Source organism: Streptomyces sp. CMB-StM0423 (genome assembly GCF_002847285.1).
Lineage (GTDB): Bacteria > Actinomycetota > Actinomycetes > Streptomycetales > Streptomycetaceae > Streptomyces.
Genome location: NZ_CP025407.1, coordinates 2505151 through 2531152, shown reverse-complemented (window position 1 = coordinate 2531152; position 26002 = coordinate 2505151). Strand labels below are relative to the sequence as shown.

The 26002-nt window shown below is 74.9% G+C and carries 24 protein-coding genes; 10 read left to right on the top strand and 14 right to left on the bottom strand.

The genetic code is table 11. From position 1 onward, the window contains the following. Window positions 1–10: 10 nt before the first annotated feature. Both CXR04_RS10655 and CXR04_RS10650 read right to left on the bottom strand, forming a co-directional pair. Window positions 11–862 (bottom strand): PhzF family phenazine biosynthesis isomerase, encoded by an 852-nt coding sequence (locus tag CXR04_RS10655; RefSeq protein WP_101421606.1) that lies wholly within the window; start codon window positions 860–862, stop codon window positions 11–13. Between the two features lie 86 nt (window positions 863–948). Then, window positions 949–1899 (bottom strand): sigma-70 family RNA polymerase sigma factor, encoded by a 951-nt coding sequence (locus CXR04_RS10650; RefSeq protein WP_199850437.1) that lies wholly within the window; start codon window positions 1897–1899, stop codon window positions 949–951. Between the two features lie 135 nt (window positions 1900–2034). Here CXR04_RS10650 and CXR04_RS10645 point away from each other — a divergent pair, with 135 nt between their 5' ends. After that, window positions 2035–2805 (top strand): methyltransferase domain-containing protein, encoded by a 771-nt coding sequence (locus CXR04_RS10645; RefSeq protein ID WP_101421604.1) that lies wholly within the window; start codon window positions 2035–2037, stop codon window positions 2803–2805. A gap of 66 nt (window positions 2806–2871) precedes the next feature. On the opposite strand, the gene CXR04_RS10640 is transcribed toward CXR04_RS10645, so the two are convergent. Next, window positions 2872–4101 carry an NAD(P)/FAD-dependent oxidoreductase gene (locus CXR04_RS10640; RefSeq protein ID WP_101421603.1) on the bottom strand — a complete coding sequence of 410 codons (1230 nt, stop codon included), beginning with the start codon at window positions 4099–4101 and terminating at the stop codon, window positions 2872–2874. A gap of 228 nt (window positions 4102–4329) precedes the next feature. Between CXR04_RS10640 and CXR04_RS10635 the strand changes: the two genes are divergently transcribed. Together CXR04_RS10635 and CXR04_RS10630 are read left to right on the top strand one after the other, a co-directional pair. Then, window positions 4330–5229 (top strand): endonuclease/exonuclease/phosphatase family protein, encoded by a 900-nt coding sequence (locus CXR04_RS10635; RefSeq protein ID WP_101421602.1) that lies wholly within the window; start codon window positions 4330–4332, stop codon window positions 5227–5229. A gap of 73 nt (window positions 5230–5302) precedes the next feature. Then, window positions 5303–5842, top strand: a complete 540-nt coding sequence (locus CXR04_RS10630) for a hypothetical protein (RefSeq protein ID WP_101421601.1) — start codon at window positions 5303–5305, stop codon at window positions 5840–5842. Here the strand turns inward: CXR04_RS10630 and CXR04_RS10625 are convergent. Next, window positions 5839–6237 carry an RNA-binding S4 domain-containing protein gene (locus CXR04_RS10625; RefSeq protein ID WP_101421600.1) on the bottom strand — a complete coding sequence of 133 codons (399 nt, stop codon included), beginning with the start codon at window positions 6235–6237 and terminating at the stop codon, window positions 5839–5841. The genes CXR04_RS10630 and CXR04_RS10625 overlap by 4 nt on opposite strands. A 63-nt stretch (window positions 6238–6300) precedes the next feature. Here CXR04_RS10625 and CXR04_RS10620 point away from each other — a divergent pair, with 63 nt between their 5' ends. Then, a complete protein-coding gene (locus CXR04_RS10620) occupies window positions 6301–7221 on the top strand; it encodes an NADP-dependent oxidoreductase (protein WP_101421599.1) in 921 nt (306 codons plus the stop codon). A gap of 89 nt (window positions 7222–7310) precedes the next feature. Here the strand turns inward: CXR04_RS10620 and CXR04_RS10615 are convergent, their stop codons facing one another. From CXR04_RS10615 to CXR04_RS10595, 5 genes are all read right to left on the bottom strand, one after another. After that, on the bottom strand, window positions 7311–9749 hold the full coding sequence (locus CXR04_RS10615) for a polysaccharide lyase 8 family protein (RefSeq protein ID WP_101421598.1): 2439 nt from the start codon (window positions 9747–9749) through the stop codon (window positions 7311–7313). A 112-nt stretch (window positions 9750–9861) separates the two neighbouring features. Continuing rightward, a complete protein-coding gene (locus CXR04_RS10610; RefSeq protein WP_101421597.1) occupies window positions 9862–11439 on the bottom strand; it encodes a sodium:solute symporter family protein in 1578 nt (525 codons plus the stop codon). Window positions 11440–11503: 64 nt separating this feature from the next. After that, entirely contained in the window at window positions 11504–12772 is a 1269-nt protein-coding gene (locus CXR04_RS10605) for an enolase C-terminal domain-like protein (protein WP_101421596.1), read from the bottom strand. After that, window positions 12772–13701 (bottom strand): 5-dehydro-4-deoxyglucarate dehydratase, encoded by a 930-nt coding sequence (locus tag CXR04_RS10600; protein WP_101421595.1) that lies wholly within the window; start codon window positions 13699–13701, stop codon window positions 12772–12774. The genes CXR04_RS10605 and CXR04_RS10600 overlap by 1 nt, the downstream gene beginning before the upstream one ends. Before the next feature lie 144 nt (window positions 13702–13845). Next, complete coding sequence (locus CXR04_RS10595; RefSeq protein ID WP_101421594.1) at window positions 13846–14682, bottom strand: NAD-dependent epimerase/dehydratase family protein; 837 nt, start codon at window positions 14680–14682, stop codon at window positions 13846–13848. Between the two features lie 129 nt (window positions 14683–14811). Here CXR04_RS10595 and CXR04_RS10590 point away from each other — a divergent pair, with 129 nt between their 5' ends. Then, window positions 14812–16032: a hypothetical protein gene (locus CXR04_RS10590; protein ID WP_199850436.1), complete on the top strand. Its 1221-nt coding sequence runs from the start codon at window positions 14812–14814 to the stop codon at window positions 16030–16032. A gap of 120 nt (window positions 16033–16152) precedes the next feature. Then, window positions 16153–16602 carry an EamA family transporter gene (locus CXR04_RS35730; RefSeq protein ID WP_324843324.1) on the top strand — a complete coding sequence of 150 codons (450 nt, stop codon included), beginning with the start codon at window positions 16153–16155 and terminating at the stop codon, window positions 16600–16602. A 43-nt stretch (window positions 16603–16645) separates the two neighbouring features. On the opposite strand, the gene CXR04_RS10580 is transcribed toward CXR04_RS35730, so the two are convergent. Beyond that, entirely contained in the window at window positions 16646–17677 is a 1032-nt protein-coding gene (locus CXR04_RS10580; RefSeq protein ID WP_101421592.1) for a zinc-dependent alcohol dehydrogenase, read from the bottom strand. A gap of 9 nt (window positions 17678–17686) precedes the next feature. After that, on the bottom strand, window positions 17687–19405 hold the full coding sequence (locus tag CXR04_RS10575; RefSeq protein WP_101421591.1) for an IlvD/Edd family dehydratase: 1719 nt from the start codon (window positions 19403–19405) through the stop codon (window positions 17687–17689). A gap of 98 nt (window positions 19406–19503) precedes the next feature. Here CXR04_RS10575 and CXR04_RS10570 point away from each other — a divergent pair, with 98 nt between their 5' ends. Then, on the top strand, window positions 19504–20097 hold the full coding sequence (locus CXR04_RS10570; RefSeq protein WP_101421590.1) for an ArsR/SmtB family transcription factor: 594 nt from the start codon (window positions 19504–19506) through the stop codon (window positions 20095–20097). 48 nt (window positions 20098–20145) lie between these two features. Continuing rightward, a complete protein-coding gene (locus CXR04_RS10565) occupies window positions 20146–21402 on the top strand; it encodes an aminopeptidase (protein WP_101421589.1) in 1257 nt (418 codons plus the stop codon). A 157-nt stretch (window positions 21403–21559) separates the two neighbouring features. Here CXR04_RS10565 and CXR04_RS10560 read toward each other — a convergent pair whose 3' ends face one another. The 3 genes from CXR04_RS10560 to CXR04_RS10550 form a co-directional block, all read right to left on the bottom strand. Beyond that, a complete protein-coding gene (locus CXR04_RS10560; RefSeq protein ID WP_101421588.1) occupies window positions 21560–22426 on the bottom strand; it encodes a polysaccharide lyase family protein in 867 nt (288 codons plus the stop codon). A gap of 2 nt (window positions 22427–22428) precedes the next feature. After that, window positions 22429–23985 (bottom strand): alkaline phosphatase D family protein, encoded by a 1557-nt coding sequence (locus tag CXR04_RS10555; protein WP_101421587.1) that lies wholly within the window; start codon window positions 23983–23985, stop codon window positions 22429–22431. A gap of 143 nt (window positions 23986–24128) precedes the next feature. Continuing rightward, a complete protein-coding gene (locus CXR04_RS10550) occupies window positions 24129–24497 on the bottom strand; it encodes a MerR family transcriptional regulator (RefSeq protein WP_101421586.1) in 369 nt (122 codons plus the stop codon). A 63-nt stretch (window positions 24498–24560) separates the two neighbouring features. Between CXR04_RS10550 and CXR04_RS10545 the strand changes: the two genes are divergently transcribed. Continuing rightward, window positions 24561–25478: an NAD(P)-dependent oxidoreductase gene (locus CXR04_RS10545; protein WP_101421585.1), complete on the top strand. Its 918-nt coding sequence runs from the start codon at window positions 24561–24563 to the stop codon at window positions 25476–25478. A 46-nt stretch (window positions 25479–25524) separates the two neighbouring features. After that, the gene (locus CXR04_RS10540) at window positions 25525–25956 is read left to right on the top strand and encodes a PPOX class F420-dependent oxidoreductase (RefSeq protein WP_101421584.1); all 432 of its coding nucleotides are present in this window, start codon (window positions 25525–25527) and stop codon (window positions 25954–25956) included. The last annotated feature ends 46 nt before the right edge of the window (window positions 25957–26002 follow it).

Genomic DNA, 26002 nt, shown 5'->3' with positions numbered 1-26002 from the left:
ATGGCGTGGCTCAGAGGCGGACCGCCGCGCCCGTCACGTGCACCCGGGGATCGCCCGCGCGCAGCTCGACCTCCAGCAGTGAGGGGCTGCCCATGTCGTGGCCCTGGTGGAGGGTGAGCCGGTCCTGCCCGGCGGCGAGGCCGAGTTCGCGGGCGTACGCGCCGAAGGCGGCCGCCGCCGCGCCGGTGGCCGCGTCCTCCACCACGCCGCCGACGGGGAACGGGTCGCGGACGTGGAAGACGGCGGGGGACTCGCGCCAGACGAGCTGGACGGTGGTGAGGTCCAGCCTCTCCATCAGGGCGCGCAGCCGGCCGAAGTCGTAGTCGAGGTCGGCGAGGCGGGCGCGGGTGGCGGCGGCGAGGACGAGGTGGTGCGCGCCGGCGAAGGCGATGCGCGGGGGCAGCGCCGGGTCCAGCTCGGCGGCGGACCAGCGCAGCGCGGCCAGCGCCTCGGCGACGTCGGCGGCCGCGGCCTCCCGCACGTGCGGCTCGACGCTGCTGAGCGTCGCCTTCAGCACCCCGTCCGCCTCGGTCACCGCCACCGGCACCCGGCCGGGCCGGGTGTGCAGCGCGAAGTCGCCCGCGCCCAGCCGCTCCGCGAGGGCGACGGCGGTCGCGACGGTGGCGTGGCCGCAGAAGGGGACCTCGGCGGCGGGGCTGAAGTAGCGGGCGGTGAACGACCGGCCGGCGCCGGCCTCGTCCGCGGGGCCCGGGGTGAGGAAGGCGGTCTCCGAGTAGCCCACGTCGGCCGCGATGGCGGCCATCCGCTCGGCGGAGAGGCCGGCGGCGTCGAGGACGACGCCGGCCCGGTTGCCGCCGGCGGGGTCGGTGCTGAAGGCGGTGTAACGCAGTACGTCGGTCATGAAGGGGCAACCCGAGGCGGTGTGCTCGGTGTTCCCGCAGGTACGAGGCGGGGCCGCCCGGCGGAGAGCCGGCCGGCCCGCGGGCATCAGCGCCCGAGCACCGGCGGGCCCGGTTCGTACCGCCGCCAGCCCTCGTTGAGGCGGACGAGGCGGGCGGGGTCGGCGATGCCCCGTACCAGCGCGATCTTGCCGTGCACGAGGTCGAACGTCAGGGTGCCGATGACCTTGTCGCCGACCGCGAAGAGGATGGCGGGGCCACCGTTCACGGGTGCGGAGTGGACGATGATCGCGCCGTCGGCGAAGCGCTGCTTCGCGGCCGGGGACCCGAACCCGGCCCGGGCCGCGGCGGCGACGCGCCGCGGCGTGTAGTACCGCAGCATCGTCCCGGTCAGGCCGGCCGCGTCGGAGATGGCGGCCGCGTCGTCGGTGAGCAGTTCCACCAGTCGTTCCGTACGGCCCGAGGCGGCGGCGGTGAAGAACTCCTCGACGATCCGCAGGGCGGCCGCCCGGTCGACCTCGCCGCCGCGGCTGCGCGTGGCGGCGATGCGGCTGCGGGCCCGGTGCAGGTGCTGCTGGCTCGCGGACTCGGAGATGCCGAGGATCCCGGCGATCTCGGCGTGGCCGTAGGAGAAGGTCTCGCGCAGGAGGTAGACGGCCCGCTCGACCGGTGACAGGCGCTCCATGAGGGTCAGCACGGCCAGGGACACCGACTCGCGCCGCTCGAAGGTGTCGGCCGGGCCGAGCATGGGGTCGCCGTCGAGGAGCGGTTCCGGCAGCCAGGTGCCGACGCTGCGTTCGCGGCGGACGCGGGCCGAACGGAGCCGGTCGAGGCACAGGTTGGTGACGACCTTGGTCAGCCACGCCTCCGGCACCTCGATCCGCCGCCGGTCGGCGGCCTGCCAGCGCAGGTACGCGTCCTGCACGGCGTCCTCGGCGTCGGCGGCGGAGCCCAGCAGCCGGTAGGCCAGCGAGGCCAGCCGGTCCCGGCTGGCCTCGAACCTTCCGGTGTCGAAGCGGTCGGTGGCGGTGCCGTCCATACGCTCCACCCTAGGCGTTCCTGCTCACGGGGTCGGTGCCGCGATCCCGAACACCGGCTCTCCGGCCGGACTTCGGGGGCGGCGGGAGTGTCCTCCCTTGACCTCATGCCGACGTGAAGTCGCAGCATGACATCCATGACCACGAACCAGGAAGCGGTGGCAGAGCACCGCGACACCGAAGCCCTGCTTGCCGTCATCGACGCCGCGGACCGGCTGCCGGGCGCGGCCCGGCTGCGGGACCGCTCCTACGAACTGCTGGCCCCCGCCCCGGGCTCGACCGTCGTCGACGTCGGCTGCGGCGCCGGCCGGGCCGTGGCCGAGCTGGCCGGACGCGGCGTCCACGCGGTGGGGGTGGACCCCAGCCCGCGGATGCTCGCCGCGGCCCGGGAACGGTGGCCGGAGGCCGAGTTCCGGGCGGCGGGGGCGGAGGAGCTGCCGTTCGCCGACGAAAGCGTCCACGGCTACCGCGCCGACAAGGTCTTCCACGTACTCGAAGAGCCCGGGCGCGCCGTGGCGGAGGCGCGGCGGGTCCTCCGCCCCGGCGGCAGGATCGTCCTGGTCGGGCAGGACTGGGACGCCATCATGATCGACTCGGACGACGCGGCGCTCACCCGCACGATCGTGCACGCCCGCGCCGACCTCCTGGGCGCGCCCCGCGCCGGCCGCCAGTACCGCGGCATGCTCCTGGCCGGCGGCTTCGCCGCCGTCACGGTCGAGGTGCACACCAGCGTGTTCACCGACCCCGCGATGCTGTCGCTGCTCACCAGGCTCGCCGAGCCGGCCTGCGCGAGCGGCGCCGTCGCCCGGGACCGGGCGGACGCGTGGCTCGCGGAACAGCGCCGGCGTGCCGAGGCCGGCCGGTTCCTCGTCGCCGTGCCCGTCTTCGTGGCCGCCGCTTCCGCCTGACATGCCGCCCGGCCACCCGGGGCCGTCCGGGACGTCCACGGCACCGGCGTGCGCCGTCCCGCACATCTAGGCCGCCACGGGTGGGGTCTCGCCGGTCGCGTCCCACGAGGGGTCCGGCGCGGTCTCCGCCGCGGCGGCAAGCGGGTGCCGGCGCCTGGCCAGGCCGTACGTCGGGTGCAGGGTGGCCCACAGCGAGCCGCTGACGATGGCCGTCTTGACCCGCGCGGCCGTCCGGCCGGCCACGTACCGCGGCTTCGCCTCCGCCGCGTCGTCGACGGGCTGCAGGATCCCGTCCCGCCGCCCGAGGCTGATGTGGTTGAACGTGTAGACCAGCTTGGTGTACGCGACCTCGCGGCCGGTCAGGTGGCCCAGGATCGCGCCGATCGCCTGCTTGCCGGTGTAGCCGGCGGAACCGCACGACATCGGCAGCGGCCTGCCGTTGTCGCCGATGGCGCAGACGCTGTCGCCGACGGCGTAGACGTCCGGGTGCGAGACCGACCGCATGGTGCGGTCGACGGCCAACTGCCCGTTGCCGGTGACCTCAAGACCGGCGGCGGCGGCCAGCGGGTCGACCGCGAACCCTCCGGTCCACACCGTGGCGTCGGAGGCCACGGCGGTGCCGTCGGCGCACCGCACCCCCGTCGCCTCCACGGCCTCGACCCGGGTGTGCTCCCGCACGGCGATGCCCATCCGGTCGCAGGCCCGGCGCAGGTGCGCGCGGGCACCGGGGGAGAGCCGGGCGCCCAGCTCGCCGCGGGCCACGAGGGTCACCGGCAGTCCCGGCCTGGCCTCGGCGATCTCGGTGGCGGTCTCGATGCCGGTCAGCCCGTCGCCGACGACCAGCACGGCGCCGCCTTCACCCCGCCTGTCCAGCCCGTCCAGCCGGGCGCGCAGGCGCAGCGCGGCGGGCCGGGCGGCGACGTGGAAGGCGTGCTCGGCCACCCCGGGGACGCCGCGGAGGGCGACGCGGCTGCCGAGGGCGTAGACGAGCGTGTCGTAGTGCAGCAGACCGCCGCCGTCGGCGTCGGCCACGGCGACGACCCGGCTCTCGGGGGCGACGGCGGTGATGCGGGCCACCCGCAGCCGTATCCCCGTGCCCGCGAACACGTCGGCCAGCAGCGGCGTCTCGATCTCCCCGCCGGCCGCGAGCCGGTGCAGCCGCAGCCGCTGGACGAACTCCGGCACCGCGTTGACCACGGTGATCTCGGTGTCCGCGGGGGACAGCCGACGGGCCAGGTTCCCGGCCGTGTAGGCGCCGGCGTAGCCGGCGCCGAGGACGACGATGCGGTGCTTCATGTGCGGCTCCCTCTCGGTCGCTTGCTTCGGGACCTGAGCGGGACAGCGCGTCGATTGCTGACAGGAACGGCACGTGACATGGATCACAGCGCTACGGGAGCCGTGCGCGCCCGGGTCCGCGGCCGGGCGATCTTCAGTTCGTATGGCTGACGTGCGCGCGTCACTTCCCTCTCATCTCGCCGCCTGAGACTCTCCCCACGTCGCACCCCCCGAACGGAGAGGTGACCCATGCCCGAGTTCCCCCTCACCCGCCGCCGCGCCCTCGGCACCGCGGCCGCCGCCGCCCTCGCCCCGACCGTCGTCGGGCTCACCGAGGCGCGGGCCGACAGCCGCGCGAGCGGCGACGGCGAGGACGAACTGCACGTGATGAGCTTCAACCTCCGCTACGCCTCCGCCACCCCGCCCAACTCCTGGCCCGAGCGCCGCCCCGTGATGCGCGCCCTGCTGCGCGCGGAGGAGCCGCACCTCGTCGGCACCCAGGAGGGGCTGTACCCGCAACTGCTCGACATCGCCGCCGATCTCGGCCGCCACCACGCCTGGATCGGCACCGGCCGCAAGGGCGGCAGCAAGGACGAGTTCATGGCGGTGTTCTACGACATCCGCCGGCTGGCCCCGGTCGCGTTCGACCACTACTGGCTCTCCGACGAGCCCTACCTGATCGGCTCCAACACCTGGGGCAACGCCGTGCTGCGGATGGTCACCTGGATCCGCTTCCGCGACCTGGTCACGGGCGGCGAGTTCTACCACGTCAACACCCACCTCGACCATGTCAACCAGCAGGCGCGCGAGCGCTCCGCCGACCTGATCACCAGCCGCTTCGCGGAGTTCGACGCCGCGCTGCCGCGGGTCGTCACCGGCGACTTCAACGTCCCCGCCCACCGCAACCCCGTCTACGACGCGATGCTCGTGGGCGGCGGCCTGGTGGACACCTGGGACGCGGCGGAGCGGCGCAGCGACGCGTACGCCACCTTCCACGGCTACCGGCCGCTGGTGCCGGACGGCGACCGCATCGACTGGATCCTCGTGACCCCGGGCGTGCGGACGCGGTACGCGAAGATCAACACCTACGAGCGCGGCGGCCAGTTCCCCAGCGACCACCTGCCGGTCCAGGCGTTCCTGCGCTTCTGACCCACCGGGCGCCGGCGGCCGGTAAGGCCGCCGGCGCCCCCGGCTCCCGGCCGGGCGGTCTAGGCTGGCTGACGTGACCGGGCGGGGGCGGGGTTATCGCTATGTCGGACCGGCGGAGCTGAAGGCCGCGGTCCGGCCCGGTGACGGCGGGCGCCGTATCGCCTCGGCGGGCGACTTGGCCGACTGGATCGCGGCGCAACCGGCGGCGGACCCGGCCGAGCCGTTCACTTTCGTGGTCGGCATGGACGGTGTGCTCCGGCTGGCGCCGCGGCGGAGCGAGCACGTGGCCTGTGCGGGTGGGGACATGGTTCTCGGTGCCGGCGAGATCGGCTTCATGCGCCAGGCGGGCCGGTGGGCCGTGCGCGAGGTCAGCAACCAGTCCACCGGGTACTGCCCGGACGTCGGCTCCTGGGCGGAGGTCGCCCGTGCTCTGGACGCCGCGGGGCTCCGGCGGCCTTCCGGCTTCACCCACGAGGTCGTCTTCCGGCGGTGCCCCGGCTGCCGGGAGCGCAACATCGTGCGTGAGGACGACTTCGTCTGCGTCTTCTGCGGCACCGATCTGCCCGCGGCATGGAACGTGGATCCCACCCCGCCCGCCCGGCCCCGGCCCTAGTCCTCGGTCCCGTCCCGTTCCGCCCGGCCGCGGAGGCGTTCCAGTTCGCGGCGGTCGCGCTTCGTCGGGCGGCCCGTGCCGCGGTCGCGGCGGGCTACCGGGGCGGCCATCTCGCGCGGCGGCGGGGGCGGGCTGTGGTCCGCGTAGCACTCGACGGCCACCGGGGCGCCGACCCGCTTGCGCAGCAGCCGCTTGACCACGACGATCCGCTCCCGCCCGGCCAGCCGTACCCGCACCTCGTCGCCGACCCGCAGCGCCTGGGCCGGCTTCACGCGGTCGCCGTTGACGCGGACGTGCCCCGCCTTGCAGGCGGTGGCAGCCGCGGAGCGGGTCTTGGTGAGCCGTACGGACCAGATCCAACTGTCGACCCGTACGCTCCCGTCCTCTCCAGCCATGTCATCGACTCTACGGGGCGGGCTTCCGGAATAATCCCGTCCGACCCGACCTTGGAGGGGACCATGAAGGCGATCATCACGGATAGTTACGGCGGACCCGAGAACCTGCGCCTCGACGAGGTGCCCAAGCCCAAAGTCGGTCCCGACCAGGTGCTGGTGCGGGTGAAGGCGGCCGGGGTGAACCCCGTGGACTGGAAGGTCGCGAAGGGCTGGCTCGACCCCGTGATGTACGTCGGCTTCCCGCTGATCCCCGGCTGGGACGCGGCCGGCGTGGTGGAGGAATTGGGCGCGGACACCCCGGAGTTCGCCGTCGGCGACGAGGTGCTGGGGTACGTGCGCCGGGACGAGGTCGGGCAGGGCACGTACGCGGAGTACGTCGCCGCGCCCGTACGGACCCTGACCCACAAGCCCGCGGCGCTGGGCTGGCAGCAGGCCGCGGCGCTGCCGCTGGCCGGGCTCACCGCGCTGCGCTCGCTGGACCGGGTGGGCGTGGGGGACGGTGAGACGGTGCTCGTCCACGGCGGCGCGGGCGGTGTCGGCTCGCTCGGCGTGCAGCTCGCGGTCCTCCGCGGGGCGCGCGTGATCGCCACCGCCAGCGAGCGCAACCACGACTTCCTCCGCTCGCTGGGCGCCGAGCCCCTGACGTACGGCGAAGGACTCGCCGACCGGGTGCGGGAGCTGGCCCCCGACGGGGTGGACGCGGCGCTGGACTGCGCGGGCGGCGGGGCGGTGCAGGTCTCGCACGACGTGCTGAAGGACCCGGCGCGCTCGGCGTCGATCGCGGACGGCGAGGTGAAGAAGCTGGGCGGGCAGGTGGTGTGGGTCCGCCCGGACGCGGAGGGCCTGGCGCACCTGGCGGGACTCGCCGCGGCGGGCAAGCTGACGGTGCACGTCGACGCCCTGCCGCTGGCGGAGGCCGCGGAGGCGTTCCGCCGCAGCGAGTCGGGCCGTACGAGGGGCAAGCTGGTCCTGGACGTGCCGTAGGCAGGCGACTCAGGGGGCGGATCCCCGCACGGGTCCGCCCCCCACCGGCGAGGTGACCCCGTCACGGGGTCACCTCGGCACCGCCCGCGCTATCTCAGCTCCGCCCGGTGAGTCGCGCCGCGGGAGCCTTCCGTTCGTACCGTCACCCGGCCCCGCCTGCCCGGTGTCACCTCCACCGTCGGGTCCGCGCTCGTCACCGCGCGGACCGGCAGCGGGAGTTCGAGGCTGATCTGCGCCGCCGTGTGGCCCGGGTCGGAGACCGCCAGGGAGATCGCGTCGCCGCGGCGCCGCAGCAGCACCGTGGCCGGGCCTTCGCTGCGGATGCCCGCCGCCGTGGCCGCGGTCCAGAAGTGGGCCGCCGTCAGGCCCAGATCGCGGATCTCGACCGCCTGCGCCGCCGCGTCGTTCGCCGCGACCCGCACGGGGCCGCGCGCCGACCACGCCGCCGTCGCCACCCGGCTCGCCGTGGGCAGCAGCGCGTACGCGTAGCGCGCCCCGGCCGGCGACGTGCCGTGGTCCAGCCAGAGCGTCAGGTAGCGCCGGGTGTGCGGGGTGGTGGAGCCGCCGGTGTCGGCACCGGTGTTGATGTCCCGCCACGCACCCGTACGCTCCTCGCGCACCGCCCGCAGCCGGGATCCCGCGCCCCCGTCGAGGAAGACGTACCCGCCGACCCCCTCCAGGTGCGCCCACCGTGCCCGGTCGAAGTCCCCTTCCCAGCCCGTCTCTTCCGGCTGCCGCCGCCCGTCCACCACGAACGCCGGCTCGCCGTCCCCGCGCAGGCCGCGGTTCTCGACCGTCGTCTCGATCACCCTGCCGTCGCCCGCCGTGATGTCCGCGCCCAGCGCGACCACCGCGTCGTCCAGGAAGAACCACGTCTTCCTGGCCCGCAGCGAGCTGCCGTCCGCCCGCAGCTCGAACGCCGCCGCCCCGTACCGCTCGTGCAGCACCGCGCCGCCCGACACCTCGTTCGCCGGGCGGAACTCCGTCCAGGCATTGCCCAGGTTTGCGCGCGGGCGGGTGTCGACGGTCGTGCCGGGCAGCCGGTACGCGTTCACCGTGGGCCAGTAGGCGTCGCCGAACTGCCCCTGGTCGCCGGGGAGGTAGAGGTAGCCCATGCCGTCCCCGGTGTACCAGCCGTGGCCGTTCTCGCCGTTGCCCGCCTCGTACGCGGCGACGCGCTTCGACGACAGCGACAGCGTGTACGACCAGCCGGGCCGCCGGTGCACGACGCGCTCCATGGCGGCGAAGCTGTGGTGTCCCGTGAGCGGCGGTTCTGCCGGCACCGCGGGGTCGGTGAGCACGGCCTTGGCCCGCTGGATGTGCGGGAGGCCGACGAGCGAGAGGTACGGGTACGCCGACTGCCGCTCGATCCAGCCCTTCGCCGCCGCGTGCCACCGCGCGGCCTGCTCCGCGGGCGCGGCCTCCGCCAACTGCAGGATGTACGAGACGGCGAGCGCCCCGTCCACGTGGTCCGGCGCGCGCTCGCGGGAGATCGCCCGGCCGCGTACCGCGTCCATCATCAGCCCGTCGGTGATCACCGGCGCGAACGACCGCTCGACGGCGTCGAAGAGCACGGTCGTCGCGGGGTCGGTGACCGCCCACGCCGAGCCGGCGAGCAGCGCCATCAACTGGCCCGCGGCGGCCAGGAGCACCGCGCCGTACGTGCCGGTGTAGGCGACGGAGCCGTGCTGGACGAACGAGCCGTCGCGGTAGAAGCCGTCGCCGGAGGTCACGTACTGGAAGAGGCTGTTGCGCCCGCCGTCGCGCACGTCGGACAGGCCGTCGCGGGCCAGCGCGGTCTTCTCCGGGCTGCGGCCCAGCAGCCCGCGCAGCGCGACGATGACGCACTTGTCGGCGCGGTTGGCGCCGGTCTCGGAGAGCGTCGGGGAGCCGGTGCGGCGGTCGGGGTCGGGGACGAAGCGGTCGACGGTGGCGAGGTACGCGGCGAGGTCGGCGGCCGGCAGCGCGGCGCGCAGCAGGACGCAGCAGTCGAGCAGGGCGCGCGGGGAGCCGATCTCCCAGAACCACCAGTTGCCGGTCGGGGTACGGCCCGGGTGGTACGCGGCGCCGTGGAGGAAGCGCAGCGCGTCGAGCAGCGCGGCGGCGACGTCGGCGCGGCCGGTGAAGGAGGTGCCGGGGGCGGTCCAGGCGGTGGCGAGGGTGCGCAGCCGCGGGTAGCACTGGCCGAAGTTGCCGGCGTCGGCGACGGGGGCGAGGTCGGGCCAGAGCGCGGTGCGGCCCGCCGACCGGTCCAGGGTGTCCCACCAGCGGCGGGCCTCGGCGTCGAGGTCGGCGAGGGCGGCGGCGAAGTCGGGGTCTGCGGGGTCGTAGCCGTCGCCGGCGAGCATGCGGGCGGCGCGCTCCAGCAGGGCTTCCTCGTCGGCGGGTGCGGCGGCGGCCGGTGCGCCGGGCGCGGCGCTCGGGGGCGCGGCGTACACGGTGGCGGCGGTCGCCGGGACGAGGAGCGTCCCGGCGCTCGCGGCGAGCAGGGTGCGGCGGGAGGGCAACGGCGGGCGGACGGGGTGCATCGGGCTCCCTCGGTTCGTAGGAAAGGGGCCGTACTCACCGGGGGATGTAAGCGCTTGCACCAGGAGTCGGCAACCCCCGCCGCAGGACCGGGGGTTGCCCGCCGCGCACCCCTCAGCGCGAGGTGAGGTCCGCCGTCGCCTCCGGCGGCTGCGTGTCCTTCGCCGCCTCCGCCCCGGCCGCGGCGTCCCCGGCCGCCGCACCCGCGGCCGCAGCGCCCTCCTCCGGGTCGGAGCCCAGCGAGTCGATCAGCGCGTCCTGCTCCGCCCCGCCCTCGGGCCGCAGCAGCCCGATGCCCGCGTACAGCACCAGCGACGTCAGCAGCGGCAGCCCCACGAGCGCCGCCTGCGTGGTGCCGTCCAGCACCCACTTCAGCACCGTCCACAGCCCGAGCCCGCCGCCCCACGACACGATCGCCGCCGTCGGCCCGCAGCGCCGGAACCACGGCAGCATGCCCAGCATCAGCGGGATCGAGATCGGCCCCATCGTCGCCGCCACCAGGTCCACCACCACGTCGAGCACGAAGCCCTCACCGCCGGTCGCGATCGCCAGGATCATGCTGACCGACACGAACGCCACCGTCGTCACCCGCGCGAACGTCAACTGCGCCCGGTCCGTCAACTGCCGTACCCGCGGCACCAGCACGGGCGCCATGTCCCGGGTGATGACCGCCGAGATCACGTTGGAGTCCGACGCCACCATCGCCATCGTGTGGCAGAAGAACCCGGCCAGCACCAGACCCGTCAGACCGGCCGGCATCAGCTCCTTCGCCAGCTCGATGTACGACTCCTCGCTGTTCTCCAGGCCCGGCACGATCAGCGGCGCCGCGAACATCGGCAGGAAGAGGATGAACGGCCACACCAGCCACAGCCCGCTGGACAGCAGCGCCGAGCGCTTCGCGGCGGAGCCGGACGGCGCGGCCATGTAGCGCTGCGCCAGGTTCCACATGCCGCCGTTGTACTCGAAGGTCTTCACCAGCAGGAACGCCAGCACGAGCGTCGTCGTCACCGGCCCGGTCACCGGGTCGTGGTGGCTGTCCGGCAGGTCGTCCCACATCGTCCACAGCGTGTCGATGCCGCCCAGCTCCGCCAGCACGGCCACGAACATCACCGCGCCGGCCAGCAGTTGGATGATGAACTGGCTGAAGTCCGTGAGCACGTCCGCCCACAGCCCGCCGACCGCCATGTACGCCATCGTGGCCACGCCGGTGAAGAGGATCCCCCACTCCAGCGGCACGTCCGCGAAGCCCTGGAGCAGCACCGAGATCGCCACCCACTTGGCCGCGATGTCGACGACCTTCAGCAGCGCGCCGCTGTACGCCAGCACCTGCTGGGTCGGCAGGTCGTACCGCTTCGCCAGGTACTCCAGCGGCGAGGCCACGTCGTGCTTCGCGCGCAGCCGCGCCCAGCGGGGCGCGAAGAGGAACGCGCCGATCCCGATGCCGAGGCCGATGGTCAGCGCCCACCACACGTACACCGTCAGCCCGTGGTCGTAGGCGACGGCGGCGAACGCGACGAACATCACCGCGCTGTAGCCGGACATGTGGTGCGAGATGCCGGCCAGCCACCACGGTATGCGGCCGCCGGTGGTGAAGAAGTCCTTCACGGTGTGGATGCGGTTCTTCGACCACCAGCCGATGCCTACCATCACGCAGAAATAGGCCCCGACCATGATCCAGTCAGCGATGGACATCGCGGCTCCTGCCTGTGTCTTCTCCGATGGGTGGGGGGTGGTGCGCGTGCCGCGTGCCGAGCGCTCACCAACGGGCCCGCGCGGGGGCGAAGCCGGGGTGGAAGCGGCGCATGTACGCGGTGTCGTCGCGGCGCCGGACGCCGCACCTCTCGTACTGCTCGTGCAGCACGGCCAGCGCGTCGCGGTCGAGTTCGACGCCGAGTCCGGGACCCGGCGGCAGCGGTACGGCGCCGCCGGCGAAGGCGAGGGCCCCGGGCGCGATCACGTCCTGACCGTCCCGCACCGTCAGCCAGGGGGTGTGGGTGTCGCAGGAGTGGTCGAGGTTGGGGGTGGCGGCGGCCAGGTGGGTCATCGCGGCGAGGCTGATGCCGAGGTGCGAGTTGGAGTGCATGGACAGGCCGATGCCGAACGTCGCGCAGAGCGCCGCCACCTGCGCGGACCTCAGCAGCCCGCCCCAGTAGTGGTGGTCGAGCAGCAGCACCCCGATGGCGCGCTGCGCGATCGCCGGCGGCAGGTGGGCGTGCGTGACCACGGCCATGTTCGTGGCCAGCGGCATCGGCACCTTCGCCGCGACCTCGGCCATCCCCTCGATGCCGGGCGCCGGGTCCTCCAGGTACTCCACGGCCCCGGCCAGCTCGGTGCCGACGCGTACGGAAGTCGCCGGTGTCCAGGCGGCGTTGGGGTCGATGCGCAGCGGCAGTGCGGGGAAGGCGCCGGTGAGGGCGCGTACCGCCTCGATCTCCTCGTCGGGCGGGAACACCCCGCCCTTGAGCTTCAGCGAGCGGAAGCCGTACTCCCCGACGAGCAGCCGCGCCTGGGCGACGATGCCGTCCGGGTCGAGCGCCGGGCCGAAGCGGTCCTCGGGCGCGTCCGGGTGGCCGGCCCACTTGTAGAAGAGGTACGCGCTGTACGGCACTTCGTCGCGCACCGGCCCGCCGAGCAGGTCGGCCACCCGGCGCCCGGTGGCCTTGCCGGCGATGTCGAGGCAGGCGACCTCGAAGGGGGCGAAGACGGAGTCGACGGTCTTGCCGTTGCTGCCGGCGCCGGTCAGGCCGTGCTGGTCGGTGAAGACGCCGGCACCGACGCCGGCGGCCACGCGGGCGTAGAGGTCGTGGTGGTGACCGGCGTCGGCGCCGGTCAGGTCGCGCGCGGCGGCGCGCAGCCGGTCCAGGTGGGAGGCGTCGCCGTAGCTCTCGCCGAGGCCGCTGAGGCCGTCCTCGGTGACGACCTCGACGACGCTGCGCAGGGCCCACGGCTCGTGTACACCGGCGGCGTTGAGCAGCGGCGGGTCGCGGAAGGCGACGGGGGTGACGGTGATCTCGCGTATCCGCATCATCGGCCTGCCCCCGCCATGTCCAGCCCCGCGGCGACGATCAGCTCCAGCTCGGCGAGGTGCTTGGGGTGCGGGTCGACCAGCGGCGGCCGTACGCCGCCCGCGTCCAGGCCGCGCATCCTGGCGCCGGCCTTGACCAGCGCGACGGCGTAGCCGGGGACTTCGTTGCGCAGGTGGACCAGGGGGATGAAGAAGCCGCTCAGCAGGCGGCGCACGCGCGCGTCGTCGCCGGCGGCCCGCGCGCGGTGGAAGGCGAGTGCCACCTCGGGGACGAAGCAGAAGACGGCGGAGGAGTACAGCCGCGCGCCCACGGCGGCGTACGCGGCGGCCGAGACCTCGGCGGTGGGCAGCCCGTTGAAGAAGGTGAAGTCCTTCGCGGGGCCTTCGCCGCCGGCGAGCGCGGCGTGCACGGCCGGGACGACGCGCTGCATCAGCTCGATGTCGCCGAGCCCGTCCTTGAAGCCGGTGACCGTGGGGATCCGGGCCAGCTCCGCGGCGCCCGCGGGGGTGAAGCGGGCGTTGTCGCGCTGGTAGACGACCAGCGGCAGGCCGGTCGCGGCGGCGACCTCGCGCACGTACGCGACGAGGCCCGCCTCCGGCGCGGCGACCAGGTACGGCGGCATCAGCAGCAGCCCGTCCGCGCCGGCCTCTTCGGCGGCTCTGGCGCACGCGACGGCGTGCGGCAGCGGGCCGCCGGCCCCGGCGAACACCGGCACCCGGCCCGCCGCGGCCGCGACGGCGGTACGGACCACGCGCCGGTGCTCGGCGCCGTCGAGCGCGTGGAACTCGCCGGTGCCGCAGGCGGCGAACACCGCGCCCGCGCCGTGCGCGACGCCGTCGGCGACGTGCCGGGCGAGCACGTCCTCGTGCACCGCGCCGGCGGCGTCGAAGGGGGTGAGGGGGAAGAACAGGATGCCGTCGAGCTGCACCGGAACCTCGATTCATCTATCTGAACGAAAGATATGAATCTGAATTAGTGCCGGAAACGTAGAGGTGGGGGCGACGGCCGTCAAGGGGGTGCGCGCGGGTTCCGGCCGCGGGGGCCGGGTGCCCCGGGCGCGCGAACGGGGGCCTCAGTGGGGCCAGATGGGCGGGTCGGTGCAGAACGGGCCGCCGAGGTGCGCCTGGTCCGGCGCGTCCGGGGCGTCGGGGCCCAGCTCGGCCAGCAGCTTGTCCGCGTACGCCTCGGAGTCGTCCCGCGGCTCGTAGCCGAGCGCCCGCGCGGTGCCGAGGTCCCACCAGGCGCGGGTGTTGGCGGAGCTGCCGTAGACCACGGTGTGGCCGACGTCCGGCGCGCTCAGCGCGGCGTGGAACAGGCGGGCGCCGTCGGCGGGGCTGAGCCAGAGGGAGAGCATGCGCACGCTGGTCGGCTCGGGGAAGCAGGAGCCGATGCGTACGGAGACGGTCTCGATCCCGTGCTTGTCCCAGTAGAGCTGCGCCAGGTCCTCGCCGAAGCACTTGGACAGGCCGTAGAAGGTGTCGGGGCGGTGCGCGGCATCCGTGCCGATCAGCTCGGCGGCGGGCACGCGGCCGGTGCGGCGGGGGCGGGGGTGGAAGCCGACGGCGTGGTTGCTGGAGGCGAAGACGACCCGGCGTACGCCCTCTTCGCGGACGGCCTCGTAGAGGTGGTACGTGCCCTCGACGTTGGCCCGCAGCACCTTCTCGAACGTCGACTCCAGCGAGATCCCCGCGAGGTGGAGCACTGCGTCGACGCCGCGGACCGCCTCGCGCAGCGCGGCGCGGTCGGCGAGGTCGGCGGTCACGGCGCGCTCGGGCCCCGGGGTGACGGCGACGCGGTCGAGCAGGCGCAGCTCGTGGCCGTGGGCGGGAAGCAGGCCGCGCATCAGGGTGCCGATGCCGCCGGCGGCGCCGGTGAGCAGGACGGTGCGCGGGGTGCGGTGGGCTGACATCGTGGCTCCTCGGTGGTGCGGGGCGTCGGGTGGACGGGGCGGCGGGGAGGCGGTCTTGACGGTCCGTCGGGGCGGCCTTAGCGTGCCTGTTCACCAATATGGACGCCGGGCAGAAATGTGTACACCCTGATGATGACACCTCGTGCTTCGGTCTTTCTGTATCCGTGGGACGTCGTCGGCGACCACGCCGCCGCGCGCCGGGTCGCGGAGTTGGGCGTACGGCAGGTGACGCTCGCCGCCGCCTACCACTCCGTCCGCGCCGTGACCCCCCGTCACCCGCGCCACCGCATCGTCACCGCCCGGCACTCCGCGGTGCTCTACCCGCCGGACCCGCGCCGGTGGGCGGGCCGGGCGCTGCGCCCGTACGAGCAGGACTGGGTGGCCGCCGCGGACCCGTTCGGCGAGGCGGCGGAGGCGCTGGCAGGGGCGGGGGTGGAGGTGCACAGTTGGGTGGTCCTCGCGCACAACTCCCGGCTGGGCGCGGAGCATCCGCAGACGTCGGTGGTCAACGCGCACGGCGACCGCTACCCCTGGGCGCCCTGCATCGGCCGGCCCGACGTGCGCGACTACCTCGTCCGGCTCGCGGCGGAGGCAGCCACCCGGCCGGGGGCGCGGGGCTGCGAGCTGGAGTCGTGCGGGTGGTACGGGCTGGCGCACCTGCACGCGCACGACAAGACCGGCGGGGTGGCCCTGGACGCGGCCGGGCAGTTGCTGATGTCGCTCTGCTTCTGCGACCGCTGCCGCGACGGCTACGCCGCGTACGGTGCGGAACCCGGCGACCTGCGGTCGGCGGTCACCGCGGCGCTGCGCCCGTACTGGGACGGCGCCGCCGCCGCGCCGCCGGCCGCGGCCGACGCGGTGGAGGCGGCGGGCACCTGGGCCCGGATCGTGGGGCTGCTGGGCGCCGAGCGGGCCGCGGCGGTGCTGGGCTGGCGGCGCGCGGCGGCGACCCGGCTCCAGCGCGAGGCGGTCGCGGCGGTACGGGCCGAGGCCCCGGACTCCGCGTTCCGTGTCCTGCTGCACGCCACCCCGGAGCCGTACGCCTGCGGCGCGAACGCGGGGGTGGACCCGGCGGAGGTGCTGCAGTTCGCGGACGGCCTGGTCCTCCCCTGCACCGGCGGCCCCGCCGCCCGTACCGCCGCCCTGGAACCCTGCGTCCCGCACCGCCGCCCGCACACGACCCTGGCGGCGAACCTCACGGTGGTGGCGGGCATGGGCGGCACCCCGTCGACCCTGGCGGCGGACGCGGCCCACGCGGCGAAGCTGGGCGCGGACGAACTCCGGCTGTACCACGGGGGACTGGCATCGGGCGAGGACCTGACCCGCATCGCGGAGGCCCTGGGGGCCTGACACCGGCAGGGCCGTCCTTGTGTGTCCGCCTGATGGCCACTCGGCGCACCGGGCTCCTCCTGCACCGCCCTGCATTGCCACGCAGCCGTAAGGACGCCGGCGTGATAATCGGCTTCGGTCCTGCTGGCCGGGATCACGGTCGCGGTGCTCTCTGCCGTGCTGCCGTACTCACTGGAACTGGCGGCCCTGCGCCGCCTGCCGACACGGACGGTGGGCGTGCTGGTCGGCCTCGAACCGGCAAGCGCCGGCCTCGCAGGAGTGCTGGTCCTCGACGAACACCTGGGAACAGTCCAATGGGCAGCTCTGGCATGCGTGGGCATCGCGAGCGCCGGAACGGTGATCCACCAGAAAGCCGAACGGCCACCCGGACCACCGGTACCCCACCATCCCACCGCGACCCCCACCCCCACCGCCTGCGAGCCACCGTCGGCAAGAACACACCGAACTCCGCCCGGCCGCACCGAACAGCCAACTTCGGCCTGTTCTCCACCTCGCTGCGCGAGCGACGTACCTTCCGGGTCGCCCGCCCCTCCGGCCTCCGATCCGCGGTCGCCCTCCGCCCCGTGCTGACGAGCGGCACCGGCAGGGGGCGACCTCGGTACATCCGGTGGGGTCAGCCGGTTGCGGGCGGGGCCGAAGCGGACGGGGTCACGTGGACCTTCGGGCCCTGGCCTGCGTCCGCCGGGCGGGTGCCGGACAGGGTTGCCGCCACCTCGTCCAGGCCGATCGTCGCCGCGATCAGCGGGCGCGGGTCCACCGAGCCGTCCGCGTACGCGGTGATCGTCGCCGCCAGGCCCGGGGACGCGCTCAGGATGCCCACCGCCGTGGCGTCCTTCAGGGCCAGGGCACGGGTGTCCAGCAGGCTCGGGGTGCCCGCCAGGCCGATGTAGACCACCGTGCCGCCCGGCTCCACCCACTCCACCGCCCGCGCGGGCAGCGACTCCGCGTTGGAGGCGTCGATCACCGCCTCGTACGGAACGGAAGGCAGCGACTCCGCCGTCCAGCAGCGGTCGAAGCCCAGGGACGCCGCGAACTCCAGCGTCGCCGGGTCGCGGCCCAGGAGGTGGACCTCCGCGCCCGCCCGGCGGGCGAACATCGCGGCCAGCAGCCCGATCGTGCCGGGCCCCGTGACCAGCACCCGGTCGCCCGGTTCGAGCCGGGCCGCGCGGGCCGCGCGCAGCGCGTTGCCGCCCGGTTCGACCAGGGCGCCCAGCGCGTCGTCGACCGTGTCGGGCAGGGAGTGCAAGGACCGGGCCGGGACCGCCAGTTGGGCCGCCAGCGCGCCCGCGCGGCCGAGGATGCCCACCTCCTCGCGGTCCTCGCACAGGTGCTGCCTGCCGACCCGGCAGCGGCGGCAGGCGCGGCAGCCCAGCATCGTGTCGCCCATCACCCGCCGCCCCAGCCAGCCCGGGTCCACGCCCGCGCCGACCGCCGCGACCCGCCCCGACCACTCGTGCCCGGGGCGTACGGGGAACCGCGAGCGGCCGTCGCGCAGATACTGCAACTCGCCCGAGTACAGCTCCACATCCGTCCCGCACACCCCCACGCGCGCGACGTCCACCACCGCCTCGCCCGGCCCCGCCACCGGCGGCTCGACGTCCTCGACGCCCGCCCGCCCCGGGCCGTGCAGCACGAACGCCCTCAAGGCAGGACCTCAGTGCGACTCACGGCTCACCTCGGCACCCGAGGAGCCCACCAGGAAGTCCAGGTCCGCGCCGGTGTCCGCGCCCTGCACGTGGTCCACGTACAGCCGCTCCCACCCGCGCCGCGGCGCCGCGTAGCCCGCCACCGTCGCCGCGTTCGGCGTCCGCGCCGCCAGTTCCGCGTCCGGTACGTCCAGCGTGAGGCTGCGCCCCGGCACGTCCAGGCTGATGAAGTCGCCGGTGCGTACGAGGGCCAGCGGCCCGCCCGCCGCCGCCTCCGGCGCGACGTGCAGCACCACCGTCCCGTACGCCGTGCCGCTCATCCGCCCGTCGCAGACCCGCACCATGTCGCGTACGCCCTGCTCCAGCAGCTTGCGCGGCAGCGGCATGTTGGAGACCTCCGGCATGCCGGGGTAGCCGCGCGGGCCGCAGCCGCGCAGGACGAGCACCGAGTCGGCGTCGACGTCGAGGTCCGGGGCGTCGATGCGGGCGTGGAAGTCCTCGATGCTGTCGAAGACGACCGCCCGCCCGCGGTGCCGCAGCAACTCGGGGGAGGCGGCGGCGGGTTTGATGAGGGCGCCCGAGGGGGCGAGGTTGCCGCGGAGCACGGCGATGCCGGCGGCGGGCAGCAGCGGCGCGTCGCGGGTGCGGACGACCTCGGGGTCCCAGATGCGCGCGCCGTCGAGGTGGTCCACCAGCGGGCGGCCGGTGACGGTGAGCGCGGCCGGGTCGAGCAGGTCGCGCACCTCGTTCAGCACGGCCGCGAGGCCGCCCGCGCGGTACAGGTCGTCCATCAGGAACCGCCCGGCCGGCAGCAGGTCGACCAGCAGCGGTACGTCCGCGCCGACGCGGTCGAAGTCGTCGAGCGTCAGCTCCACGCCCAGGCGGCCGGCGAGGGCGAGGAGGTGCACGACGGCGTTGGTGGAGCCGCCGGTGGCGGCGAGCGCGACGATCGCGTTGCGGAACGAGGCGGCGGAGACGATCCGCGACGGGGTACGCCCCTCCCGTACCAGCTCGACCGACAGCTTCCCCGACTCGTGCGCCGCCTCCAGCAGCCGGCTGTCGGGCGCGGGCGTGCCGGCCAGGCCCGGGAGGACCATGCCCAGCGCCTCGGCGAGGACGGCCATCGTGGAGGCCGTGCCCATGGTGTTGCAGTGCCCGCGGCTGCGGATCATCGACGACTCGGAGCGGGTGAACTCCTGCTGGGACATCTTGCCCGCGCGCACTTCCTCGCTCAGCCGCCACACGTCGGTGCCGCAGCCGAGCGGCATGCCGCGGAACGTGCCGGTGAGCATCGGCCCGCCGGGGACGACGAGGGCGGGCAGGTCCACCGAGGCGGCGGCCATGAGCAGCGCGGGGATGGTCTTGTCGCAGCCGCCGAGGAGCACCAGGCCGTCGACCGGGTTGGCGCGGAACATCTCCTCCGCCGCCATCGCCGCCATGTTGCGCCACAGCATCGCCGTGGGGCGCACCTGGGTCTCGCCGAGCGAGACCACCGGGAGTTCGAGGGGGACGCCGCCGGCCTCGTGCACGCCGTCGCGTACGGAGCGGGCGACCTCGGTGAGGTGGGAGTTGCAGGGGGTCAGGTCGGAGGCCGTGTTGGCGATCGCGATGTGGGGCCGGCCGGAGAACGCGTCGTGCGGCAGACCGCGGCGCATCCACGCGCGGTGTATGTACGCGTTCCGGTCCGTACCCCCGTACCACTGGGCGCTCCGCAGCTCGGCAGCCATACACCGTCCTTCTGGTGGCAGGGGCGAACTCCCGCACAGTAAACGGTTGCTGCGCACGCTGCCTACCCGGCGGCGGCGGTCCGGCCTATTATCCCAACATGTCTTGGGAAAATGACGCGCCGCTCGTGCCGCTGCGCGCGCTGGCCAACCCGCTGCGTATCCGCATCGTCTCGCTGCTCACGGGCGCGCCGATGTCGGCGACGGAGGTGGCGGAGGAGCTGGGCATCGCGCACGGCTCGGCGAGCTACCACCTGCGGCGGCTGACCGCCGCGGGCTTCCTGCGGCGGGCGGACGGCGCACCCGGCGCCGGGTCCGGGGCCGCGGCCGGTGGCGCGGCCAGGCGCGGACAGCCGCCCAGGCGGTACGAGTACGACCCGGACAGCGCCCGGCGCCTGGACCGCTCGGGCGACGCCGGTCCGCTGCTGGAGGCGCTCTTCACCGATCTGCGCCGCCGCGCGGCCGCGGGCCGGCAGGTCACCAGCGCCGACGCGGAGGTCTGGCTGCCGCGCGAGACCTGGGCGGAGGTCTGCGCGCTGACGGAGCGCGCCGTACGCCTCGTCCACGACAAGGCGGGACCGCCGCGGACCGGCGACGGCGTCCACGTCAGCTTCACCGCGATGCTGCTCGAACTCGGCGGCCGGCCCGGCGAGTCCGGCGCCCCGCGCGGCGCACCCGGCGGCGAGCGCGGCTGACTCCCACCCCGTACGCACGTGTCGCATCCCCGGCCCACAGGAGTGCTCATGAACCCGTCCGCGTACACCTCGCCCGCCTCGCCCGCCTCCTCCGGCATCCCCGCCGCCGACCTGGCCGCGTACGCCGCACTCGTCCTCGACGTCGCCACCCCCGTCGTCCCCGGCGACCTGGTGGCCGTCAACGCCGAGATCGAGCACGCCCCGCTGGCCCGCGCGCTCGCCGAGGGCGCGTACGCGCGCGGCGCCGGCTACGTCGACATCTGGTACTTCGACCCGCACGCCAAGCGCTCCCGCGTCCGCCACGCCGACGCCGCGACGCTCGGCGAGGTACCCGGCTGGCTCGACGCGCGCAACAACGAACTCGGCCGCCGCCACGGCGTACTGATCAACATCCGCGGCGAGGCCGAACCCGGCCTGCTCGACGACACAGAACCGGCCAGGGCCGGCCTCGACCGCATGCCCAACCTCGCCTCCCGCTACCGCCTCCAGCGCGACGACCTCGTCCGCTGGACCGTCATCGGCTGCCCCACCCGCGCCTGGGCGCGCGGCGTCTTCGGCGAGGACGACGTGTCCCGGCTGTGGGGGCACCTCAAGCACTTCCTGCGTCTCGACCGCCCCGACCCGGCCGCCGCCTGGCGGGACCGGCTGGCCGAGCTGAAGGCCCGGGCGGTCCGGCTCGACGGACTGGGCCTGGACGCGGTGCACTTCGAGGGCCCCGGCACGGACCTGACCATCGGGCTGATCCCGGGCGGCCGCTGGGACGCGGTGGGCTTCGACAGCGCCGACGGGCGCCGGTTCGTCGCCAACCTGCCGTCGGAGGAGGTCTACACGACGCCGGACCACCGCCGGGTCGAGGGCACCGTACGGGCCACCCGGCCCCTCGCGCTGGCCGGCACGGTCGTCACCGGCCTGGAGCTGACCTTCGCCGCCGGGCGCGTCAGCGAGGTCCGGGCGAGCAGCGGCGCGGAGGTCGTACGGGCCCACCAGGCGGCCGACCGCGGCGGGGCGCAGCTCGGCGAGGTCGCGCTGGTGGACGGGACCTCGCCGATCGGCAGGTCGGGCGTGACGTTCCTGGAGACTTTGCTCGACGAGAACGCGACCTGCCATCTGGCGTGGGGCGCGGGGATGCCGCAGACCGTGCCGGGGGCGGCGGAGCTGAGCGCCGCGGAGCGGGACGCGCTGGGCATGAGCGTCTCCGCGGTGCACACGGACTTCATGGTGGGCGGCCCGGAGGTCACGGTCACCGGCATCGGGCACGACGGCGGCCGGGTGGTGATACTGCGGAACGACGAGTGGCAGCTCTGATCCCGGACCGCCGAGACGCCGGACGCCGGGCTCTTGGCACCGGACGCCGGACCGCCACCGGCGCGCGGCGCAGGACCGCCCGGGCGCCGGACACGACGGAGGCGCGCGGGTGCGGGGGAGTGCCCCCGTACCCGCGCGCGTGTCCGCGTCCCGGCCGTCACTCCGCCGCGAACACCCCCAGCGCGTCGTACGCGATCCACGACCCGCCCGTCTTGCGCAGCGTCAGCACGTTCTCGCCCGCCGTGAAGAGGTCCGCCGCCAGCGGCAGTTCGTACGACGACGGCTTCAGCACGCTGCCCGAGCGGGCCGCGTCGCCCTCCAGCGAGCCGCGGGTCGCGCCGCCGCGGAACTCCAGCGTCTTCACCACCCGGCCGTTGAGCGCCAGTTCCGCGGTGCCCGCGGCGGTGGCGTGCGAGTCGATCAGCCACAGCGCGAAGCCGAGGTCCCGCTCCGGCGCGGCGGGCAGGTCGAAGCGCAGTGTGAACGTGTGCTCCTTGCGCCCGGCCCAGGCGTCGCCCGGCCCGGGGTGCAGATAGCACCAGTCGCGGGCGGGGTCCGAGGTGCCGTGGCGGAAGTCGACGTCCTGCGGGAAGGCCGCCGGGTACTGCGCGCTCAGGTTCGGCGACAGCGCGAACTCCAGCCCCCGGTGGTCGAACTCGCCGACCCGCGCCACCGGGCGGCCCGCGGCGAGGGACCGCTCGCTCGTCCCCGCCGCGGCGCGCGCGGGCCGGGTACGGGCGCCGGAGTCGACCACGGCGACGACGGTGTAGCGGCGGGTCAGCGGCTCGGGGCCGACGCGGTGGGTGTGGTGCGGGAAGAGCGTACGGGCCAGGAGGGTGTCCCCGGCGGCGGTCAGCTCGTACACCTCGTAGTGGTCGACGAGTTGCGCGCCGCGCGTCTTGTACGGCTGCCACGTCAGCTCGACCACGCCGAGCCCGCCCGCGGCGGCGAGCCCCGAGACGGCGCCGGGCGCGGCGCCGGAACCGGGCCGCCCGGCGGCGGAGTTCGCGGTGGGTGCGGTCATCGTCAGCTCACCTTCTGCATGCCGGGGCGGTCGTGTGCGACCAGGAAGCGGTCGAGCGTGAACCCGGCCGCCCGGTTGTCGGCCCGTACGTACGGCACCGCCCGGTACTCGGCGGTGACCGCGTCGGCGTCCGCGTGCCCGAGGACGTAGCCGCGGCGGCCGTCGTAGAACCGCATCCAGGGGTGCTGCATCCAGTCCTTCGTGTAGTTGTCCGTCGGTGCGCCGTCGCCGTCCGAGGCGATGGACGTACCGAGGAACTCGCTGCCCACGACGGGCGATCCGGGGTCGGCGAAGTCGGCGAGGAGGTCGCCGGCGATGGAGCGGTGGCAGTCGCCGGTGAAGACGACGGCCGGCGGCACGCCGGGCTCGCCGAGGACGTCGAGGAGGCGCTGCCGGGCTGCCGGGTAGCCGTCCCACTGGTCGACGCGGTTCTCCGTCACCCGGACCAGGCCGACCTGCTGGAGCAGCAGGTTCCAGCGGGCGTCCGAGGTGCGCAGTCCGTGGTACAGCCAGCGCTCCTGCTCCGCGCCGAGCATGGTGCGCCCGGGCGCGTGCTGCTCGGCGGCGTCGGCCGGCTTGGGGTCGCGGTACTGCCGGGCGTCGAGGACGTGCAGGCTGGCCGGGCCGTAGCGCAGCCTGCGGTGCAGCCGGGCGTCGGGGCCGTGCGCGAGGGCGAGCGCGGGCAGCGGGCAGTTCTCGTAGAACGCGCGGTAGGCCACCGCCCGGCGCAGGAGGAAGTCCTCCTCGCTCAGGCCGTAGTACGACTTCTCGTCCGAGTAGTCGTTCTGCACCTCGTGGTCGTCGGGGGTGAGGATCCACGGCGCCGCGGCGTGCACGGCCTGGAGGTCGGGGTCCGACTTGAAGAGCGCGTAGCGCACCCGGTAGTCGGCGAGGGTGTTCGTCTCGATCTCGTGGCGCGCGCCGGGCAGCGGGGCGCTGCGCCACATGTTGGCGGCGGTGATGCCGTACTCGTAGATGTAGTCCCCGAGGAAGAACACCACGTCGGGGTCCTGGGCGGCCAGGTCGCGGTACGCGGAGAAGTAACCGTGGTACCACGCCTGGCAGGAGGCGGTGGCGAAGCGGAACGAGCCGCGCGCGGAGCGGGGGTCGGGCGCGGTGCGGAACCGGCCGACGGGGCTGGTGTGGCCCTGCGTACGGAAGCGGTAGAAGTACTGCCGGCCCGGGCGCAGCCCGCGGACCTGCGGGTGGACGGAGTGCCCCAGCTCCGGCAGCGCCACCGCCGACCCGGCGCGGACGACCCGGCGGAACCGCTCGTCCTCCGCGACCTGCCAGCCCACGTCGTAGCCGGCGCGCGGCATGCCGCCGTGCCCGTCGCCGGCGAGCGGGTCCGGCGCCAGCCGGGTCCACAGCACGGCGCCGTCGGCGGCCGGCTCGCCGCTGGCGACGCCCAGCCGGTACGGGTCCTCGCGCAGCCGGGGCGCGCCGCCCGCGGCCCCGGCCCGCCCGGCGAGCCCGGCCCCGGCCAGCAGCGCGCCGACGCCGACGCCCGCGGCCTGGAGGAAGGACCGCCGGCGCGGGGAATGGGGTGGTGAAGTCACCTGAGCCTCCCGGACGTTGTGAAGATCCGGAAGGATGTTCGCCGCCCGGGGTGGCCGGGGCACGACGTGCAGGTGAAGGACTGCGGGACGGCAGAGAGACGATCAACGGGGCGGCGCGGGCCCGCCCGTGGGCGTACGGGCCGTCAGCCGTACTGCGCGACGCGCCGCTCGGCGGCGTCGAGGTACTCGTTCAGCACCTGCCGGGAACGGGCGAGCGTCGTGATGTGCGCGTCGAGCCCGTCCAGCCGGTCGCGGAACTTGTCGATCAGCTCGGGGCAGGGGTAGAAGTCGGGCCCCGTACCGGTGGCGCAGGGCAGGAGCCAGGCGATGTCCGGGGTCGACAGGCCCGCGTCGAGCAGCCGCCGGATCTGCGTGACGGTGAGCACGGCGTCGTCCGTGTACTCCCGGTAGCCGTTGCCGGAGCGCTCGGGCTTCAGCAGGCCCTGGGCCTCGTAGTAGCGCAACTGGTGCGCGTTGACGCCGGTGCGCCGGCTCAGCTCCCCGATCCGCATGCGCGCTCCTCTCCGCCCGCCGGGCTTGACCTTCATACCGGTGTGAACGTTGACCATTCTTCCATGACGACCAGTACACAGGCCGAAACCACCGCCGCCCCCGCCCCCGTCGCCGTGCTCGGCCTCGGGCTGATGGGGCACGCCCTCGCCGCCGCCCTGCTGCGCGCCGGGCACCCCACCACCGTCTGGAACCGCACCGCCGCCAAGGCCGACGACCTCGTCGCCGCGGGCGCCGTACGCGCCGACACCCCCGCCGCGGCCGTCGCCGCCGCCCCGCTCGTGATCGCCTGCGTCACCGACTACGACGCGCTGCACACCTTCCTCGACCCCGTCGACCCCGCCGCCCTCGGCGGCCGGACCCTGGTCAACCTCACCACCGGCACCTCCGCGCAGGCCCGCGACACCGCGGCCTGGGCCGCCGGGCGCGGCCTGACGTACCTCGACGGCGCGATCATGGCCACCCCGCAGGGCATCGGCACCGCGGAGATCACCATCGTCGTCAGCGGGCCGCGCGCGGAGTTCGACCGCCACACGCCCGCCCTGCGCAGCCTCGCGGGCGACACCCCGTACCTCGGCGCGGACCACGGGCTGACGTCGCTGTACGAGATGGCGATCGTGGGCCTGATGTGGAGCATCCTCAACGGCTGGCTGCAGGGCGCCGCGCTGCTCGGCACGGCGGGCGTGTCCGTGGCGGACTACACCGCCATTGCGGCGAAGGGCATCCAGACCGTGGCCGACTGGCTCCCCGGCTACGCCGGGCAGATCGACACAGGCGTCTTCCCGCCGGACGACGCCACGCTGGACATCCACCGGGCGGCGATGGCACACCTCGTTCAGGAGAGCGAATCCCTGGGCGTGAACGCCGAGTTCCCGGCGCTGATCAAGTCCCTCGCCGACCGCGCCGCCGCGGCGGGCCACGGCGGCGAGGGATATCCGGTGATGATCGAGGAGTTCCGCCGCCCGGCGCCGCGGCCCGCGTGACCCCAACGCCGGAATACCACCGACAGACCAGGACTTGGCAACGGACATGACCACGACCTCGTACGACCCCCGCGCGCTGCTGGCGGAGAGCCGGCTCGGCGTGCTGGCCACGATCAAGAAGGACGGCCGCCCGCAGCTCTCGCCCGTCATGCCCTTCTACGACCCGGACTCCGGCGTCCTGTACGTCTCGATGACCGAGGGCCGGGCGAAGACCGCGAACCTGCGCCGCGACGCCCGCGCCGCGCTGGAGGTCACCGCCCGCGACGGCCGCTCCTGGGCCACCGCCGAGGGCACCGCGACCCTCGTCGGACCCGGCACCGACCCGCGGGGTCCCGAGGTCGAGGCGCTGGTGGACTACTACCGCGCCGCGGCGGGGGAGCACCCCGACTGGGACGAGTACCGCGCGGTGATGGTCTCCGACCGCCGGGTGCTGATGAAGATGGCCGTGGACCACGTCTACGGCGAACGGCTCGGCTGACCGCACCCGTACACCGGGGTGACGGGCGGCCGCCCGTCACCCCGTT